Below are 15597 nucleotides of genomic sequence, written 5' to 3' on the forward strand. Positions count from 1 at the left end.
TGTGTTCATCCTGTAGGTTGAGGCTATTGTCGTTGGCCCATGAACCAGGCGGATGAATTGTTGCCCTGATTTTCCCGCCACATCAATTACTGATTTTTATCCGGCTATTACGTTTTTTGGTTTATTTCTTTTTTTATGAGCGCGATCGATATTTCATCTTTTTCGGAGTAACCAATATCGCTGGCCCGGCGGCGTGAAAAAGTGGGTTATTTTGCGAGCCAGCCCACAAATAATAATTATCTGACCGTCAGTGTGAAATATCGTAATTGAGACGCGCCGACAGCCATTATCAAATATCGCTTCAATAGACCATTCGGGTCCTGATGCTAAGGAGCAAACCATGCACGCTTATTTCGATCAGATCGATCGCGTCCGTTATGAAGGCACCAAATCCACTCAGCCTCTCGCCTTTCGTCATTACAATCCTGACGAGGTGATCCTCGGCAAGACCATGGCCGAACATCTGCGCTTTGCGGCCTGTTACTGGCACACCTTCTGCTGGAACGGTGCGGATATGTTTGGCGTCGGCGCGTTTGATCGTCCATGGCAAAAGAACGGGGATGCGCTGCAGCTGGCGAAGCAAAAAGCGGACGTCGCCTTTGAGTTCTTTCACAAGCTGAACGTGCCCTATTACTGCTTCCATGACGTTGATGTCTCGCCGGAAGGCGATTCGCTGCGCAGCTATCAGGATAACTTTGCCGTGATGACCGATAAGCTGCTGGAGAAGCAGCAGGAGACCGGCGTGAAGCTGCTGTGGGGCACGGCGAACTGCTTTACCCATCCGCGCTACGGTGCCGGGGCCGCCACCAATCCCGATCCGGACGTTTTCGCCTGGGCCGCAACTCAGGTGTGCAGCGCGATGCAGGCTACCCAAACCCTCGGCGGTGAAAACTATGTGCTGTGGGGCGGTCGCGAAGGGTATGAAACCCTGCTGAATACCGATCTGCGTCAGGAGCGTGAGCAGATTGGCCGTTTTATGCAGATGGTGGTTGAGCACAAACACAAGATTGGCTTCCAGGGCTCACTGCTGATTGAACCTAAGCCACAGGAGCCGACTAAACATCAGTACGACTACGACGTGGCTACCGTGTATGGCTTCCTCAAACAGTTCGGGCTGGAGAAAGAGATCAAGGTCAACGTCGAGGCGAACCATGCCACGCTAGCGGGTCACTCTTTCCATCACGAAATTGCGACCGCCATTGCGCTGGGCATTTTCGGCTCGGTCGATGCCAACCGCGGTGACGCGCAGTGTGGCTGGGATACCGATCAGTTCCCGGTCAGCGTGGAGGAGAATGCGCTGGTGATGTATGAGATCCTCAAGGCAGGCGGTTTCACCACCGGCGGCTTAAACTTTGATGCCAAAGTGCGGCGTCAGAGCACCGACAAATACGATCTGTTCTACGGTCATATCGGCGCGATGGATACCATGGCGCTGGCGCTGAAGGTCGCGGCCCGGATGATCGGCGATGGCGAGCTGGATAAGCGCGTGGCGCAGCGATACAGCGGCTGGAATGGTGAGTTCGGCCAGCAAATTTTAAAAGGTGAGTTTTCCCTCGCCTCGCTGGCGGCGCATGCTCAGCAACAGCAGCTCAATCCACAGCATCAGAGCGGACGCCAGGAGCAGCTGGAAAACCTGGTGAATCACTATCTGTTTGATTTCTAAAAATTCAGGAGCAGAGCATGTTTATCGGGATCGATTTAGGCACCTCCGGCGTCAAAGTGGTGCTGGTGGATGCTGCCGGTCAGGTGATGGCGACAGAAACAGCGCCGCTGCAGGTTTCACGTCCACAGCCACTGTGGAGCGAGCAGGATCCCGAAAGCTGGTGGCAGGCGCTGGATCACGCCATGCAGGCGCTCAGCGGGCAGCACGATCTGCACGCCGTCGAGGCGATCGGGCTGAGTGGCCAGATGCATGGCGCAACCCTGCTGGACAGCGCCGGTCGCGTTCTGCGTCCGGCAATACTGTGGAATGATGGGCGCAGCGAGGCGCAGTGTCGTGAGCTGGAGCGGAAGGTGCCGGACGCCCGGGCGATCACCGGTAACCTGATGATGCCCGGTTTTACGGCGCCCAAGCTGCTGTGGGTGCAGCAGCATGAACCGGCCATCTTTAGTCAGATTGCCCACGTGCTGTTGCCGAAAGATTACCTGCGCTGGCGGATGAGCGGCGACTTCGCCACCGATCTGTCAGACGCGGCCGGCACGCTGTGGCTGGATGTGGCGCAGCGTGACTGGAGTGATGAGATGCTGCGAGCCTGTGACCTCAGCCGCGCGCAGATGCCGCAACTCTATGAAGGTAGTGCGTTGACCGGCACGCTGGATGCTGACCTGGCGGCGCGCTGGAAGATGAATCCGGTGCCGCTGGCGGCGGGCGGTGGCGACAACGCGGCGGGCGCGGTTGGCGTCGGCATGACCGAGCCGGGTCAGGGCATGCTGTCGCTGGGCACCTCTGGCGTCTACTTTGTGGTGAGTGAAGGCTATCTGAGTAATCCAGAGCGGGCGGTTCACAGTTTCTGTCATGCCTTACCGCAGCGCTGGCATCTGATGTCAGTGATGCTCAGCGCGGCCTCCTGCCTCGACTGGGCGGCTGCGCTGACCGGCTGCAATGATGTGCCCACGCTGCTGGATGAGGCGGCACGGGCGAGAGAGGATGTGCCGCCACTGTGGTTTTTGCCCTATCTCTCGGGTGAGCGCACGCCGCATAACAACCCCAACGCCCGAGGCGCTTTCTTTGGCTTTACCCACCAGCATGGTCGGTCGGAACTGGCGCGGGCGGTGCTGGAAGGTGTCGGTTTCGCGCTGGCGCAGGGCATCGACGTGCTGCACGACTGCGGCGTACAGCCGAAAAGCATTATGCTGATCGGTGGTGGCGCGCGCAGTGCAATGTGGCGTCAGATGCTGGCGGATATCAGCGGCCAGACGCTCGATTACTGTCACGGTGGGGAAGTCGGTCCGGCGCTCGGTGCGGCCAGGCTGGCCCAGCTGGCGCTGGACCCACAGGCGGTCGCGCCCGCGCTTCACCTGGTGCAGCGCCACCAGCCAGACGTCGCGCGCACTGCGCACTATCAGCCGCTGCGGCAGACGTTTGCCGCGCTCTATCAGCAGTTACTGCCGCTGATGAACTAAACAGGCATGGACGTTCTCGCCAGAAACCGGCTTTACCCTGGCGAGGCGTCCTGTTTGAAGGCGGGTGTAAAACAGCAACGCCGGGCGGATATTTCGCTTTGGTTACCTTATTTACCAGGAAAGCAGATAAATAGATTTAACGCTTCATCATTCTTAATAAACTTATTTAATCAACCTTGCTCGACTGAGTATTCCGCTTTAATAAAGACAACTACCTTTAATAAAAATAAATTGACTTAATTCTGAATGTCTGTGCAGCCTGAAAGAGAATAAAATGGATATTTTACTATGCCGCCTCACTACGAATTAGCGATTAATGCTAATAAACTGAATGATATTTTGTTTCTTATTTACTTATTTTCTTATTGCGCTATAAATAAGCCACCCCAATTCAGGGGCTCACGTAAATAAGGACATAACAATGAAAGAATTAAACAGCAATGAAATCCAGTCAGTCAGCGGTGCCGGTCTGCAACAGTTTCTGGCTGGCCTGAACAACGCCCTCAGCAACGTCAACACCGCGCTGACGGAGACCACCTCAGCACTGGAAAGCTCCACCAGCAAGGGCGAAACCATTGGTCTGACCCATAAGCAATTTGGCCTGAACATCGCATCAGGTCATATGACCAGCCTGTATAACTTTTTATCTTCATTCAGCAAAAGCGCATAATTTATTTTAACTGCCGCGTGAGCTGAAAAATTAATTAATAAGGTTGTTATAGGCTGACTATAACAACCTGATTTGCTATTTGTCCGCTCCGGTTAATATCTTTCTAAATCCCCACTTCTTTATTAATCCCTTGCACCGTCACCAGACCTTTCCCTCTCCTGACACCCTAAATAACGTCACATTGAACAAACGTTAGCGGCGTAATAATAAATCCGTTTTCACTGCATCTCTGCACGCAAAGGATGGTGCCTGCAACAGCCATGTTATTGCTCGCTGCTGAAAATGAATAAACGTCGACAGGATTCAGGTTGCCGGCTTTCTGGCGGGCAGTGGCTGGGATGAGCGGCAACGTCGTCATCCCAGCCATTCAGGCGGATACAATCAGCCAATTGCGCCCAGCGCATCTTCCTGACTCTGCTTTTTCGGCAGCAGGAATAACGTCGCCACGATATCCAGCAGGTAAATCAGCGCCAGCAGCGTAATCGCCGCGGCAAACGAGAACTGGCTCGCCAGCAGGCCTATCACCACCGGGCCAAAGCCACCGACGCCACGTCCAAGGTTAAACAGAACGTTTTGTGCCGTGGCCCGCACCTGCGGCGGAAAGGTATCGGAGATCAGGGCGCCGTAGCCGCCAATCATGCCGTTGACGAACATCCCCATGATCGCGCCGGTGAACAGCATGATGTTCGGGTCGCGCAACTGAGCATAAACCACCACCATCACCACCGCGCCAAACTGATAGAGCAGGAAAATCTTCCAGCGCGCAAAGCGGTCAGCCAGCACGCCAAACAGCCAGATACCGAAGGTCATACCCACCACCGTCACCGCCGTCCACAGCCCTGATTTAGTCAGGCTGAAGCCAAAGCTGGAGGAGAGGTAGCTTGGCATCCAGATCATCAGCCCGTAGTAGCCAAAGTTCTGCACCGAACAGAGAATAAAGATGCCGAGGCTGGCTTTCGCGGTAGCCCGATCGCGGACCAGCAGTTTTAGCCGGGCCGGAAAGGAGAGCGACGGCACGTTTTTCACCTGAGCCTGAAAGGCTTCCGGTTCGCCCATGCTGCGGCGAATAACAAACGAGACCAGCGCAGGCAGCAGCCCCACCAGAAACATGCCGCGCCAGCCGATCACGGTCAGCAGCGGCGGCGTAATGAATGCCGCCAGCAGCACGCCCAGTTGCCAGCCGATACCGACCCACGCCGAGGCGCGGTTGCGCTTCTCCGCCGGCCAGGCTTCGGCAATCAGCGCCATACCGATACCAAATTCGCCGCCCAGGCCGACGCCTGCCAGCGTGCGCCAGGCCAGCAGATCCCAGTAGCCCTGCGCCACCGCGCATAAGCCGGTAAACACCGAGAACACCAGAATCGTGACGGTCAGCATACGGATACGGCCAAAGCGATCGCTGAGATGACCAAACACAATGCCGCCGATCACCGCGCCAATCAGCGTCCAGGTGACCAGCGATCCCGCCTGCGAGGGATCGAGCGCCAGCGACACGCTGATCGCGGGCAGCATAAAGCCGAGGATCAGCAGATCAAAACCGTCCATCGCATAACCGCTGACGGCAGCCAGCATCGCTTTACCGGGCGTGACGCCGGGTTTAGCCTGGGGAGAAGGAGACATTATTCAGCACCTCAGAAAGAAAAGTGCCGCAAGTATAAAGAGTGTTGCTGGAGGGACCAATCGAAAACGCGCAACCGTACGCCAGCGCGGCGTACGGTTGAGGTCATTCAGGACGGTTTGTTGCTGCCGTCATCACCTGACAGCAGTTCGTCGAGCCGATCACCGCCAACGTGGCGGAAATCCTGACCTTTGACGAAATAGAAGATGATTTCACAGATGTTCTGGCAGCGGTCGCCGATGCGCTCAATCGCCCGGGCGCAGAACAGTGCCGTCAGTACGCTGGGAATGGTGCGCGGATCTTCCATCATGTAGGTCATCAGCTGACGCACAATGCCTTCGTACTCTTTATCGACCTTCTTGTCTTCGCGGTAGATGGTAATTGCTTCGTTGAGATCCATCCGCGCAAAGGCATCCAGCACATCGTGCAGCATCTGCACGGTATGGCGTCCCAGCGACTCCAGGCTGACCAGCAGCGGCAGATGTTGCTGGCCAAACTTCTCCAGCGCGGTGCGGCTGATTTTCTCCGCCACGTCACCAATCCGTTCCAGTTCAGAGATGGTTTTGATGATCGCCATCACCAGCCGCAAATCGATCGCGGTTGGCTGACGTTTGGCGATGATGCGCACGCAGGCTTCATCAATCTCCACTTCCATCATGTTGACCTTCTGGTCACCGTCGATCACCCGCTGTGCCAGTTCACCGTCCAGGTTATGCATCGCGGTGATGGCATCGGTCAGTTGCTGCTCAACCATGCCACCCATGATCATCACCTGGGTGCGAATGTGCTCCAGCTCGGCGTTGAACTGACCGGAGATGTGTTTGTTCAGATTCAGATTATCCATGGCGATCTCCTGTCAAATCAGCCGTAGCGGCCAGTAATGTAGTCTTCAGTTTGCTTCTGTGCCGGCTTGGTGAACAGCGTGTCGGTATCGCTAAATTCAATCAGTTCGCCCAGATACATAAATGCGGTGTGGTCGGAACAGCGTGCGGCCTGCTGCATGTTGTGCGTCACGATCACCACGGTGTAATCCTGTTTCAGCTCGGTAATCAGCTCTTCAATACGCCCGGTGGAGATGGGGTCGAGCGCCGAGCAGGGTTCGTCCAGCAACAACACTTCCGGGCGAATCGCGATGCCACGCGCGATGCAGAGACGCTGCTGCTGACCGCCGGAGAGACTGTAACCGCTCTGATGCAGCTTGTCTTTGGTTTCATTCCACAGCGCCGCTTTGGTCAGCGCCCACTGCACTCGCGCGTCCATATCGGCACGGGACAGTTTTTCAAACAGGCGGACACCAAAGGCGATGTTGTCATAAATCGACATCGGAAACGGTGTTGGCTTCTGAAACACCATGCCGACCCGGGCGCGCAATAACGCGATATCCTGTTGCGTCGCCAGAATATTGTCGCCATCCAGCAGAATATCGCCTTCCGCCCGCTGATCCGGGTAGAGCGAATACATTTTGTTGAAGGTGCGCAGCAGGGTCGATTTACCACAGCCGGATGGCCCGATAAAGGCGGTCACCTGATTTTTGGCGATATCCAGATTGATATTCTTTAACGCGTGAAACTTGCCGTAATAGAAGTTCAGATTACGGACCTGAATTTTATCGGCTGGTGCAGTCGCGATACTCATTGCTCGTCTCTCTTATACGGCGCCGCGCAGGGCAGCGCCGGAAGTTAACCGTGTTTACCCTTGGCGAAAATCACCCGCGCTACGATGTTCAGCAGCAGCACGCACAAGGTAATAATCAGTACGCCAGCCCAGGCCAGGCTCTGCCATTCGGCGAACGGGCTCATGGCGAACTTAAAGATGGTGACCGGCAGGTTCGCCAGCGGCTGCATCATGTCGGTGCTCCAGAACTGGTTCGACAGCGCAGTAAACAGCAGCGGAGCGGTCTCACCGGCGATACGGGCAATCGCCAGCAGTACCCCGGTGATAATGCCGGAAACGGACGCCTTCAGGGTGATCGCCGAGATCATCTTCCACTTCGGCGTGCCCAGCGCGTAAGCTGCTTCACGCATACTGTCCGGCACCAGCCGCAGCATGTTCTCGGTGGTACGAATCACGATCGGAACCTGCAGCAGCGCCAGCGCAATCACACCGGCCCAGCCGGAGAAGTGCTGCATCTGCGACACCACAATGGTGTAGACGAACAGCCCGACCACAATGGACGGGGCCGACAGCAGGATGTCGTTGATAAAGCGGATCACTTCCGACAGAAACGACTTGCGGCCATATTCCGCCAGATAGATACCGGCCATGATGCCCAGCGGCGTACCGAAAAAGGTGGACCAGAAAATCAGCAGTCCGCTGCCCGCTAAGGCGTTGGCCAGACCGCCGCCGGCGGTATTCGGTGGCGGCGTTGATTCGGTAAACAGCGACCACGACAGCCCATCAAGGCCGCGCGATACGGTGGTAAACAGGATCCACACCAGCCAGAACAGGCCAAAGGCCATGGTCAGCAGCGACAGCGTCAGCGCTATCTTGTTTTTGGTGCTGCGCCAGGACTGCATCTTACGCCGGGATGCGTCCAGTTCGGCGCGCGCCTGAACTTCAATCGTGGTCATGATCGCGCTCCTTCACTTTTCGCCAGCCGCATAATCATCAGTTTTGAAATCGCCAGCACGATAAAGGTAATCACAAACAGAATCAGGCCCAGCTCCATCAGTGCCGCTACGTGCACGCCGGACTCCGCTTCAGCGAACTCATTGGCGAGGGCGGAGGTGATGCTGTTGCCCGGCATAAACAGCGACGGGCTGTCGAGCTGGTAGGTGTTGCCGATAATGAAGGTCACCGCCATGGTTTCACCCAGTGCGCGGCCCAGACCCAGCATCACGCCACCAATCACGCCATTTTTGGTGAACGGCAGGACGATGCGCCAGATCACTTCCCAGGTGGTGCAGCCGATGCCGTAGGCAGACTCTTTCATCATCACCGGCGTCTGCTCAAACACATCACGCATCACCGAAGCGATGTAGGGGATGATCATGATCGCCAGAATCACGCCGGCTGCCAGAATACCGATGCCGAACGCCGGGCCGGAGAACAGCTCACCGACAATCGGAATACCTGACATCACGTCGTTGACCGGCGTCTGGAAATATTCGGCAAACAGCGGGGCAAACACGAACAGGCCCCACATGCCGTAGACGATGCTGGGGATCGCAGCCAGCAGCTCGATGGCGGTGCCCAGCGGACGTCGCAGCCAGCCTGGCGCCAGTTCGGTCAGGAACAGCGCGATACCAAAACTCACCGGCACCGCAATAATCAGCGCGATGATTGAGGTGACGAGGGTGCCGTAAATCGGTACCAGCGCACCAAACTGTTCGTTGGGTGCATCCCAGGTTTTGGTCCACAAAAAGGAGAAACCAAACTTCTGAATGCTTGGCCACGAGGAGATGATCAGGGAGACGATAATGCCGCCCATCAGTAACAGCACAATCAGCGCAGCCAGTTTAACCAGCGCACCGAAAATTCTGTCACCTTGCTTGCCTGGGGCTTTGAATGCCGGCTTGGTTGCAGCCATAGAAGTCTCAGTCTTCAGGAGTTATCAGGGCGGCAGTGCGCCGCCCGTTGGGTCTGACCGAACCGCAGTCCGGTCAGGGTCGGTCAATTACTGATAAAGCGCCTTACCAGAACTGTCTTTGATATTGGCTTTCCAGGCAGCGCGAATCTGTTCGGTCACGCTCTCTGGCAGGGCGGCATAATCCAGCGCGGTGGCGGTTTTGCTGCCATTTTTGTAAGCCCAGTCAAAGAACTTCAGCACTTCGCTGCCTTTGGCCGCATTAGCCTGATCTTTGTAAACCAGGATAAAGGTGGTTGAAGAGATTGGCCAGGCATCCGCGCCTTTCTGGAAGGTCAGGTCCTGAGCAAAAGATTGGCTCCAGTCAGCCCCTTTCGCCGCGTTGCTGAAGCTGGTTTCGCTTGGTGCGACCGGCTTGCCGTCGGCATCCATCAGTTTGGTGTAGGTCAGGTTGTTCTGTTTGGCGTAAGCGTATTCCACATAGCCGATTGAACCTGGCAGACGCTGAACAAAGGCGGCCACGCCGTCATTGCCTTTACCGCCCAGACCGACCGGCCAGTTTACGGTGTTGCCTTTACCAATTTTGCTGTTCCAGTCCGGGTTCACTTTCGCCAGGTAGCTGGTGAAGACAAACGAGGTGCCGGAACCATCGGCGCGGCGTACCACGTTGATGTTGGTGTCTGGCAGTTTCACGCCCGGATTGAGCTTAGCGATCGCCGGATCGTTCCACTTTTTGATGGTGCCGAGGTAGATGTCGCCGACGGTTTTGCCATCCAGCGTCAGTTCACCCGATTTGATACCCGGCAGGTTAACCGCCAGTACCACACCGCCGATCACGGTCGGGAACTGGAACAGGCCATTTTTCTGCAGATCTTCATCTTTCATTGGCGCATCGGACGCACCGAAATCGACGGTTTTGGCGATGATTTGTTTCACGCCGCCAGATGAACCGATGCCCTGGTAGTTAATCTTGCTACCGGTGGCTTGCTGATACTCTGCTGCCCACTTGGCATAAACCGGCGCCGGGAATGTCCCGCCTGCGCCCGTCAGATCGGTGGCCGCAAAAGCAGATACCGCGCTGACTGCAAAGGTGGCGGCGAGGATTCGGGCTACGGTGCTACGCATCAGTGTCATGTTCCCTCCAGGGGAGAAAATTCAGGCTCGGGGCCGTTTTAGTAAGAGTCAGTGATTGCTGCAGGAGGGAAAATAGGACAGTTTGATGACAGTGAAATGTACGAAATATGACAGTTATATGACAGTGGGCGAAAATGAAGCGGGCCCGCGACGGGGCCCACTTTGTTATTCCACGGTAACCGATTTCGCCAGGTTACGCGGCTGATCGACGTCGGTGCCTTTGATCAGGGCGACGTGATAGGAGAGTAACTGCAACGGCACGGTGTAGAAGATTGGCGCAATCACCTCTTCAACGTGCGGGAGCGGGATAATCTTCATCCCGTCACTGTCGCTGAAGCCCGCATCCTGATCGGCAAACACATAGAGCAGACCGCCGCGCGCGCGCACCTCTTCGATATTGGATTTCAGCTTCTCCAGCAGTTCGTTGTTGGGCGCGACCACGATCACCGGCATATCGGCGTCAATCAGCGCCAGCGGGCCGTGCTTCAGCTCGCCGGCCGCATAGGCTTCAGCGTGAATGTAGGAGATTTCCTTGAGCTTCAGCGCCCCTTCCATGGCGATCGGGTATTGATCGCCACGACCAAGGAACAGCGCATGATGCTTATCCGAGAAGCCTTCCGCCAGGTTTTCAATCAGCTTATCCTGCGCCAGCATCTGCTCAATCCGGCCTGGCAGCGCCTGCAGCGCATGGACAATCTCATGCTCTTTTTCCGCCGCCATGCCTTTCAGCCGACCCAGTTTCGCCACCAGCATCAGCAATACCGCCAGTTGGGTGGTAAAGGCTTTGGTTGAGGCGACCCCAATTTCGGTGCCCGCTTTGGTCATCAGCGCCAGATCGGATTCCCGCACCAGCGAAGAACCCGCCACGTTACACACTGCCAGCGAGCCGAGGTAGCCCAGCTCTTTGGAGAGGCGCAGCGCCGCCAGAGTATCGGCGGTTTCACCCGATTGCGATAAGGTGATCAGCAGGCTGTTTTTCCGCACCGCGGATTTGCGGTAGCGAAACTCAGAGGCGATCTCAACGTCGCACGGGATGTTTGCCAGCGACTCAAACCAGTAGCGTGACACCATGCCGGAGTTGTAGGAGGTGCCGCAGGCGATGATCTGGATATGCTCCACCTGGCTTAGCAGCGTTTCCGCGCCTGCGCCCAGCTCGCTGAGGTCAACTTTGCCCTGACTGAAGCGCCCGCTCAGGGTGCTTTTCAGCGCAATCGGCTGCTCGTAGATCTCTTTCTGCATGTAATGACGGTAGATACCTTTATCACCGGCATCATATTGCAGATTCGACTCGATTTCGGCGCGCGTGACCGGCTGACCGGCGCGATCCACAATCGTCACATCGCGACGGCTGATTTCCGCGATATCGCCCTCTTCCAGATAGATGAAGCGCCGCGTTACCGGCAGCAGCGCCAGCTGATCGGAAGCAATAAAGTTCTCACCCACGCCGCGGCCAATCACCAGCGGGCTGCCGGAACGAGCCGCCACCAGCAGCGACGGATCGCGGCTGTCCATGATCACCATGCCATAGGCACCGCGCAGTTGCGGAATGACGCGCAGCACCACCTCACGCAGCGTACCGCCCTGTTTCTGCTCCCAGTGCACCAGGTGCGCCACCACTTCGGTGTCGGTTTCCGAGACAAAAACGTAGCCACGCGCGATCAGCTCAGCGCGCAGCGGCTCATGGTTTTCAATAATGCCGTTGTGCACGATAACGATGTGCTCTGAAACGTGCGGATGCGCATTGGCTTCCGACGGTTCGCCGTGCGTTGCCCAGCGCGTATGGGCGATACCGGTTCCGCCAATCAGCGGCTGCTGTTCGGCAGCCTCGGCCAGCTTCTGCACTTTCCCTAAACGTCGCAGGCGCGTAACGTGCCCCTGACGATCGACCACGGCCAGACCGGCCGAATCATATCCGCGATATTCAAGACGACGCAGGCCTTCCAGCAGAATTTCTGCGATATCGCGTTGCGCTACTGCACCAACAATTCCACACATAATGATGTTTTCCTGACTACATGGCTGTTCGCCACTTTCGTTGTCATGCGACCTGATATCCGGCTTTGCCGGTTCCCCGAGCCTTGTAGAGAGTGGGGATTATAGTTTTGGCACTGCATCGGCCCGCGCGAAGCGGGCCGTTAAAATTATTTTTTCTTCTGCGGACGCTGCCACGCTGCTTTGTGGTTCTGCTCTTTGCGGTTATAGACCAGACCGGCTTCGGTGACATCTTTCATGATGGTAGTACCGGCGGCAATCGTAGCGCCGGCCGCCACGCTGACCGGGGCCACCAGCTGCGTATCGGAACCGACAAACACGTTATCGCCGATCACGGTTTTGAATTTGTTGGCGCCATCATAGTTGCAGGTGATAGTGCCGGCACCGATGTTAACGTTGGCACCGATCTCGGCGTCACCCAGATAAGAGAGGTGGCCCGCTTTCGAACCCTCGCCCAGACGGGCTTTTTTCATCTCAACGAAGTTGCCAACGTGGGCGGCGTGCGCCAGCTCGCTGCCGGGACGCAGCCGGGCGAAAGGTCCGACAGTACAGGCGGCCGCCAGATTCGCATCCTCGATCACCGAATAGGGGCTGATTTCGCAATCGTCGCCAATCACGCTGTTTTTGATGATGCAGCCGGCACCGATTTTTACCCGGTCGCCGAGCGTCACCTGGCCTTCAATGATGACGTTGGTGTCGATTTCCACATCCCGGCCGTGGGTCAGCGTGCCGCGTAAATCAAAGCGGGCCGGATCGCGCAGCATCACGCCCGCCAGCAGCAGGCGCTCAGCCTGTTCGGTCTGATAAGTGCGCTCCAGCGTGGCCAGTTGCAGACGATTATTCACGCCGTCGGTCTCACTGATGCGCGTTGGATGAACCGCCTCAATCACCCGGCCTTCCTGATGGGCCAGCGCGATGATATCGGTGATGTAATATTCACCCTGCGCGTTGTTATTGGTGAGCTGCGCCAGCCAGCGTTTCAGATCGCCGCCGTTGGCGATCAGAATGCCGGTGTTGATTTCGGTGATTTTCAGCTGCTCTGGCGTGGCATCTTTCTGCTCGACGATGCCAACAATGGTGCCGTTCTCACGCACGATGCGGCCATAACCGGTGGGATTATCCAGTACCACGGTGAGCAGGCCGATGCCGCCCTGCGGTTTGGCCTCACGCAGGCGCTGTAACGTCGCCTCCGCAATCAGCGGCACGTCACCGTAAAGCATCATAATGTCTTCGTCATCCGCGAAGCAGGGCGCCGCCTGCTGCATCGCGTGGCCGGTGCCGAGCTGCTCGGCCTGCAGCACCCAGTTGAGCGTGCTGTCAGTGAGGGTCGCCTTCAGGCGATCGCCGCCGTGACCATAAACCAGATGAACCTGCTGCGCGCCCAGCCCTTTGGCGGCGTCAATCACATGCTGCACCATCGGTTTGCCTGCCAGCGTATGCAGAACTTTTGGCAGATCGGAATACATACGGGTGCCCTTGCCGGCAGCAAGGATCACCACACTCATCGCACTGTTAGACATAACTATCCTGAGTGAATTTTTACGGGTGAAAGTAAAACGGTTTGAGGGTGAGATTACTACATTTTTCTCAGGCCGAAATTAGGCGGAAGGGCGCAGATGATCGGAAAGACAAAAAAAATGCCAGCCCGAAGGGCTGGCATTTCGTGACGCATAAAGCTGGATTACATCGCTTTTTTGGTCAGTTCGATCACGCGCAGTTTGGCAATGGCTTTCGCCAGCTCGGCAGAGGCCTGAGCATAGTCCACGTCGCCGTGGCTGCTGTTCATGTGCTCTTCTGCTTTGCGTTTCGCTTCCAGGGCGCGGGCTTCGTCCAGGTCGGTACCGCGGATCGCGGTATCGGCCAGAACGGTGCTGCTGCCCGGCTGCACTTCCAGCACGCCGCCAGAGAGGTAAATAAACTCCTCTTCGCCGTGCTGTTTCACGATACGGATCATTCCAGGCTTAATGGCAGTCAGCAGCGGCGCATGGCCAGGGAAAATCCCCAGTTCACCTTCGCTACCTGACACCTGAATTTTCTGTACCAGACCAGAGAACAACTGCTTCTCTGCGCTGACCACATCCAGGTGATAAGTCATAGCCATAATCTTCCTCCCGGGAAACCGTTATTACAGTTTCTTCGCTTTTTCCACGGCTTCTTCGATGGCACCAACCATGTAGAAGGCCTGCTCTGGCAGGTGGTCAAACTCACCTTCCATGATGCCTTTAAAGCCACGGATAGTGTCTTTCAGCGTAACGTACTTGCCCGGTGAACCGGTGAAGACTTCCGCAACGAAGAACGGCTGAGACAGGAAGCGCTGAATCTTACGCGCACGTGCCACCAGCAGTTTATCTTCTTCAGACAGCTCGTCCATACCGAGGATGGCGATGATGTCTTTCAGTTCCTGATAACGCTGCAGCAGTGACTGAACGCCACGCGCAACATCATAGTGTTCCTGACCGACAACCAGCGGATCCAGCTGACGGCTGGTAGAGTCCAGCGGATCAACGGCCGGGTAGATACCCAGAGAGGCGATCTGGCGGCTCAGCGTTACCGTTGAGTCTAAGTGCGCAAAGGTGGTTGCTGGTGACGGGTCAGTCAGGTCATCCGCAGGGACGTAAACGGCCTGTACGGAAGTGATTGAACCGGTCTTGGTGGAGGTAATACGCTCCTGCAACACACCCATCTCTTCGGCCAGCGTTGGCTGGTAACCTACCGCAGATGGCATACGACCCAGCAGTGCCGACACTTCGGTACCGGCCAGGGTGTAACGGTAGATGTTATCGATGAACAGCAGAACGTCACGGCCTTCATCACGGAATTTTTCCGCCATGGTCAGACCGGTCAGTGCCACGCGCAGACGGTTACCCGGCGGCTCGTTCATCTGGCCATAGACCAGCGCAACTTTATCGATAACGTTAGAGTCGGTCATTTCGTGGTAGAAGTCGTTACCCTCACGAGTACGCTCACCCACACCGGCAAACACTGAGTAACCTGAGTGTTCAGCCGCGATGTTACGGATCAGTTCCATCATGTTGACGGTTTTACCTACACCCGCACCACCGAACAGACCCACTTTACCGCCCTTAGCGAACGGACACATCAGGTCGATAACCTTGATGCCGGTTTCCAGCAGTTCCTGCGAGTTAGACTGATCTTCATAAGAAGGGGCCGCGCGGTGAATAGAGGCGATCTCTACTGCGCTGCCATCTTCTTCTTTCAGCTCGCCTTTCATGTCGATTGGCTCGCCGAGAACGTTCATGATACGGCCCAGGGTCGCTTTACCGACCGGAACCTGAATCGGTTTCTGCAGGTCGTTGACGCTCAGACCACGCTTCAGGCCGTCAGACGTACCCATTGCAATGGTACGGACCACGCCGCCGCCCAGCTGCTGCTGAACTTCCAGCACCAGACGCGCATCACCATTCATAACCTCGAGGGCACTGTACACTTGCGGTACCGCGTCCTGAGGGAATTCGACGTCAACAACGGCGCCGATAATCTGGACAATCTTTCCAGTTGCCATCTTGAATCCTC

13 protein-coding genes are annotated in these 15597 nt (G+C 56.6%); 3 read left to right on the forward strand and 10 right to left on the reverse strand.

The features are described 5' to 3' along the window. The first annotated feature begins 340 nt into the window (after positions 1–340). The 3 genes from xylA to WFK59_RS20240 all read left to right on the forward strand — a co-directional run bounded on the left by xylA (position 341) and on the right by WFK59_RS20240 (position 3793). Positions 341–1663 carry a xylose isomerase gene (xylA, locus tag WFK59_RS20230; protein ID WP_233985779.1) on the forward strand — a complete coding sequence of 441 codons (1323 nt, stop codon included), beginning with the start codon at positions 341–343 and terminating at the stop codon, positions 1661–1663. Positions 1664–1680: 17 nt separating this feature from the next. Beyond that, complete coding sequence (gene xylB, locus WFK59_RS20235) at positions 1681–3123, forward strand: xylulokinase (RefSeq protein WP_336757036.1); 1443 nt, start codon at positions 1681–1683, stop codon at positions 3121–3123. 421 nt (positions 3124–3544) lie between these two features. Continuing rightward, positions 3545–3793, forward strand: a complete 249-nt coding sequence (locus tag WFK59_RS20240; RefSeq protein ID WP_233985781.1) for a hypothetical protein — start codon at positions 3545–3547, stop codon at positions 3791–3793. Positions 3794–4174: 381 nt separating this feature from the next. Here WFK59_RS20240 and WFK59_RS20245 read toward each other — a convergent pair whose 3' ends face one another. The 10 genes from WFK59_RS20245 to atpD form a co-directional block, all read right to left on the reverse strand. Next, positions 4175–5413 (reverse strand): MFS transporter, encoded by a 1239-nt coding sequence (locus tag WFK59_RS20245; RefSeq protein ID WP_336757037.1) that lies wholly within the window; start codon positions 5411–5413, stop codon positions 4175–4177. 107 nt (positions 5414–5520) lie between these two features. Beyond that, complete coding sequence (phoU, locus tag WFK59_RS20250; protein WP_003849553.1) at positions 5521–6255, reverse strand: phosphate signaling complex protein PhoU; 735 nt, start codon at positions 6253–6255, stop codon at positions 5521–5523. A gap of 17 nt (positions 6256–6272) precedes the next feature. Then, positions 6273–7046: a phosphate ABC transporter ATP-binding protein PstB gene (gene pstB, locus WFK59_RS20255; protein ID WP_233985783.1), complete on the reverse strand. Its 774-nt coding sequence runs from the start codon at positions 7044–7046 to the stop codon at positions 6273–6275. 44 nt (positions 7047–7090) lie between these two features. After that, on the reverse strand, positions 7091–7981 hold the full coding sequence (gene pstA, locus WFK59_RS20260) for a phosphate ABC transporter permease PstA (RefSeq protein WP_031376161.1): 891 nt from the start codon (positions 7979–7981) through the stop codon (positions 7091–7093). Further along, positions 7978–8940, reverse strand: a complete 963-nt coding sequence (pstC, locus tag WFK59_RS20265) for a phosphate ABC transporter permease PstC (RefSeq protein ID WP_031376162.1) — start codon at positions 8938–8940, stop codon at positions 7978–7980. The genes pstA and pstC overlap by 4 nt, the downstream gene beginning before the upstream one ends. 87 nt (positions 8941–9027) lie before the next feature. Further along, entirely contained in the window at positions 9028–10071 is a 1044-nt protein-coding gene (gene pstS, locus WFK59_RS20270) for a phosphate ABC transporter substrate-binding protein PstS (RefSeq protein WP_233985784.1), read from the reverse strand. Between the two features lie 165 nt (positions 10072–10236). After that, entirely contained in the window at positions 10237–12066 is a 1830-nt protein-coding gene (glmS, locus tag WFK59_RS20275; protein ID WP_233985788.1) for a glutamine--fructose-6-phosphate transaminase (isomerizing), read from the reverse strand. 146 nt (positions 12067–12212) lie between these two features. Further along, the gene (gene glmU / locus WFK59_RS20280) at positions 12213–13583 is read right to left on the reverse strand and encodes a bifunctional UDP-N-acetylglucosamine diphosphorylase/glucosamine-1-phosphate N-acetyltransferase GlmU (RefSeq protein WP_336757041.1); all 1371 of its coding nucleotides are present in this window, start codon (positions 13581–13583) and stop codon (positions 12213–12215) included. A gap of 161 nt (positions 13584–13744) precedes the next feature. Further along, on the reverse strand, positions 13745–14164 hold the full coding sequence (locus WFK59_RS20285) for a F0F1 ATP synthase subunit epsilon (RefSeq protein ID WP_233985790.1): 420 nt from the start codon (positions 14162–14164) through the stop codon (positions 13745–13747). Between the two features lie 24 nt (positions 14165–14188). Further along, positions 14189–15586, reverse strand: a complete 1398-nt coding sequence (gene atpD / locus WFK59_RS20290; protein ID WP_010258870.1) for a F0F1 ATP synthase subunit beta — start codon at positions 15584–15586, stop codon at positions 14189–14191. Positions 15587–15597: the final 11 nt, after the last annotated feature.

It is taken from the genome of Pantoea sp. USHLN298 (genome assembly GCF_037149395.1).
Classification (GTDB): Bacteria; Pseudomonadota; Gammaproteobacteria; order Enterobacterales; family Enterobacteriaceae; genus Pantoea; species Pantoea astica.

Excerpts from the sequence above, each read along its gene's own strand:
- xylA (WP_233985779.1), top strand. The coding sequence starts at position 341 with ATGCACGCTTATTTCGATCAGATCGATCGCGTCCGTTATGAAGGCACC.
- xylB (WP_336757036.1), top strand. The coding sequence starts at position 1,681 with ATGTTTATCGGGATCGATTTAGGCACCTCCGGCGTCAAAGTGGTGCTG.
- WFK59_RS20240 (WP_233985781.1), top strand. The coding sequence starts at position 3,545 with ATGAAAGAATTAAACAGCAATGAAATCCAGTCAGTCAGCGGTGCCGGT.
- WFK59_RS20245 (WP_336757037.1), bottom strand. The coding sequence starts at position 5,413 with ATGTCTCCTTCTCCCCAGGCTAAACCCGGCGTCACGCCCGGTAAAGCG.
- phoU (WP_003849553.1), bottom strand. The coding sequence starts at position 6,255 with ATGGATAATCTGAATCTGAACAAACACATCTCCGGTCAGTTCAACGCC.
- pstB (WP_233985783.1), bottom strand. The coding sequence starts at position 7,046 with ATGAGTATCGCGACTGCACCAGCCGATAAAATTCAGGTCCGTAATCTG.
- pstA (WP_031376161.1), bottom strand. The coding sequence starts at position 7,981 with ATGACCACGATTGAAGTTCAGGCGCGCGCCGAACTGGACGCATCCCGG.
- pstC (WP_031376162.1), bottom strand. The coding sequence starts at position 8,940 with ATGGCTGCAACCAAGCCGGCATTCAAAGCCCCAGGCAAGCAAGGTGAC.
- pstS (WP_233985784.1), bottom strand. The coding sequence starts at position 10,071 with ATGACACTGATGCGTAGCACCGTAGCCCGAATCCTCGCCGCCACCTTT.
- glmS (WP_233985788.1), bottom strand. The coding sequence starts at position 12,066 with ATGTGTGGAATTGTTGGTGCAGTAGCGCAACGCGATATCGCAGAAATT.
- glmU (WP_336757041.1), bottom strand. The coding sequence starts at position 13,583 with ATGTCTAACAGTGCGATGAGTGTGGTGATCCTTGCTGCCGGCAAGGGC.
- WFK59_RS20285 (WP_233985790.1), bottom strand. The coding sequence starts at position 14,164 with ATGGCTATGACTTATCACCTGGATGTGGTCAGCGCAGAGAAGCAGTTG.
- atpD (WP_010258870.1), bottom strand. The coding sequence starts at position 15,586 with ATGGCAACTGGAAAGATTGTCCAGATTATCGGCGCCGTTGTTGACGTC.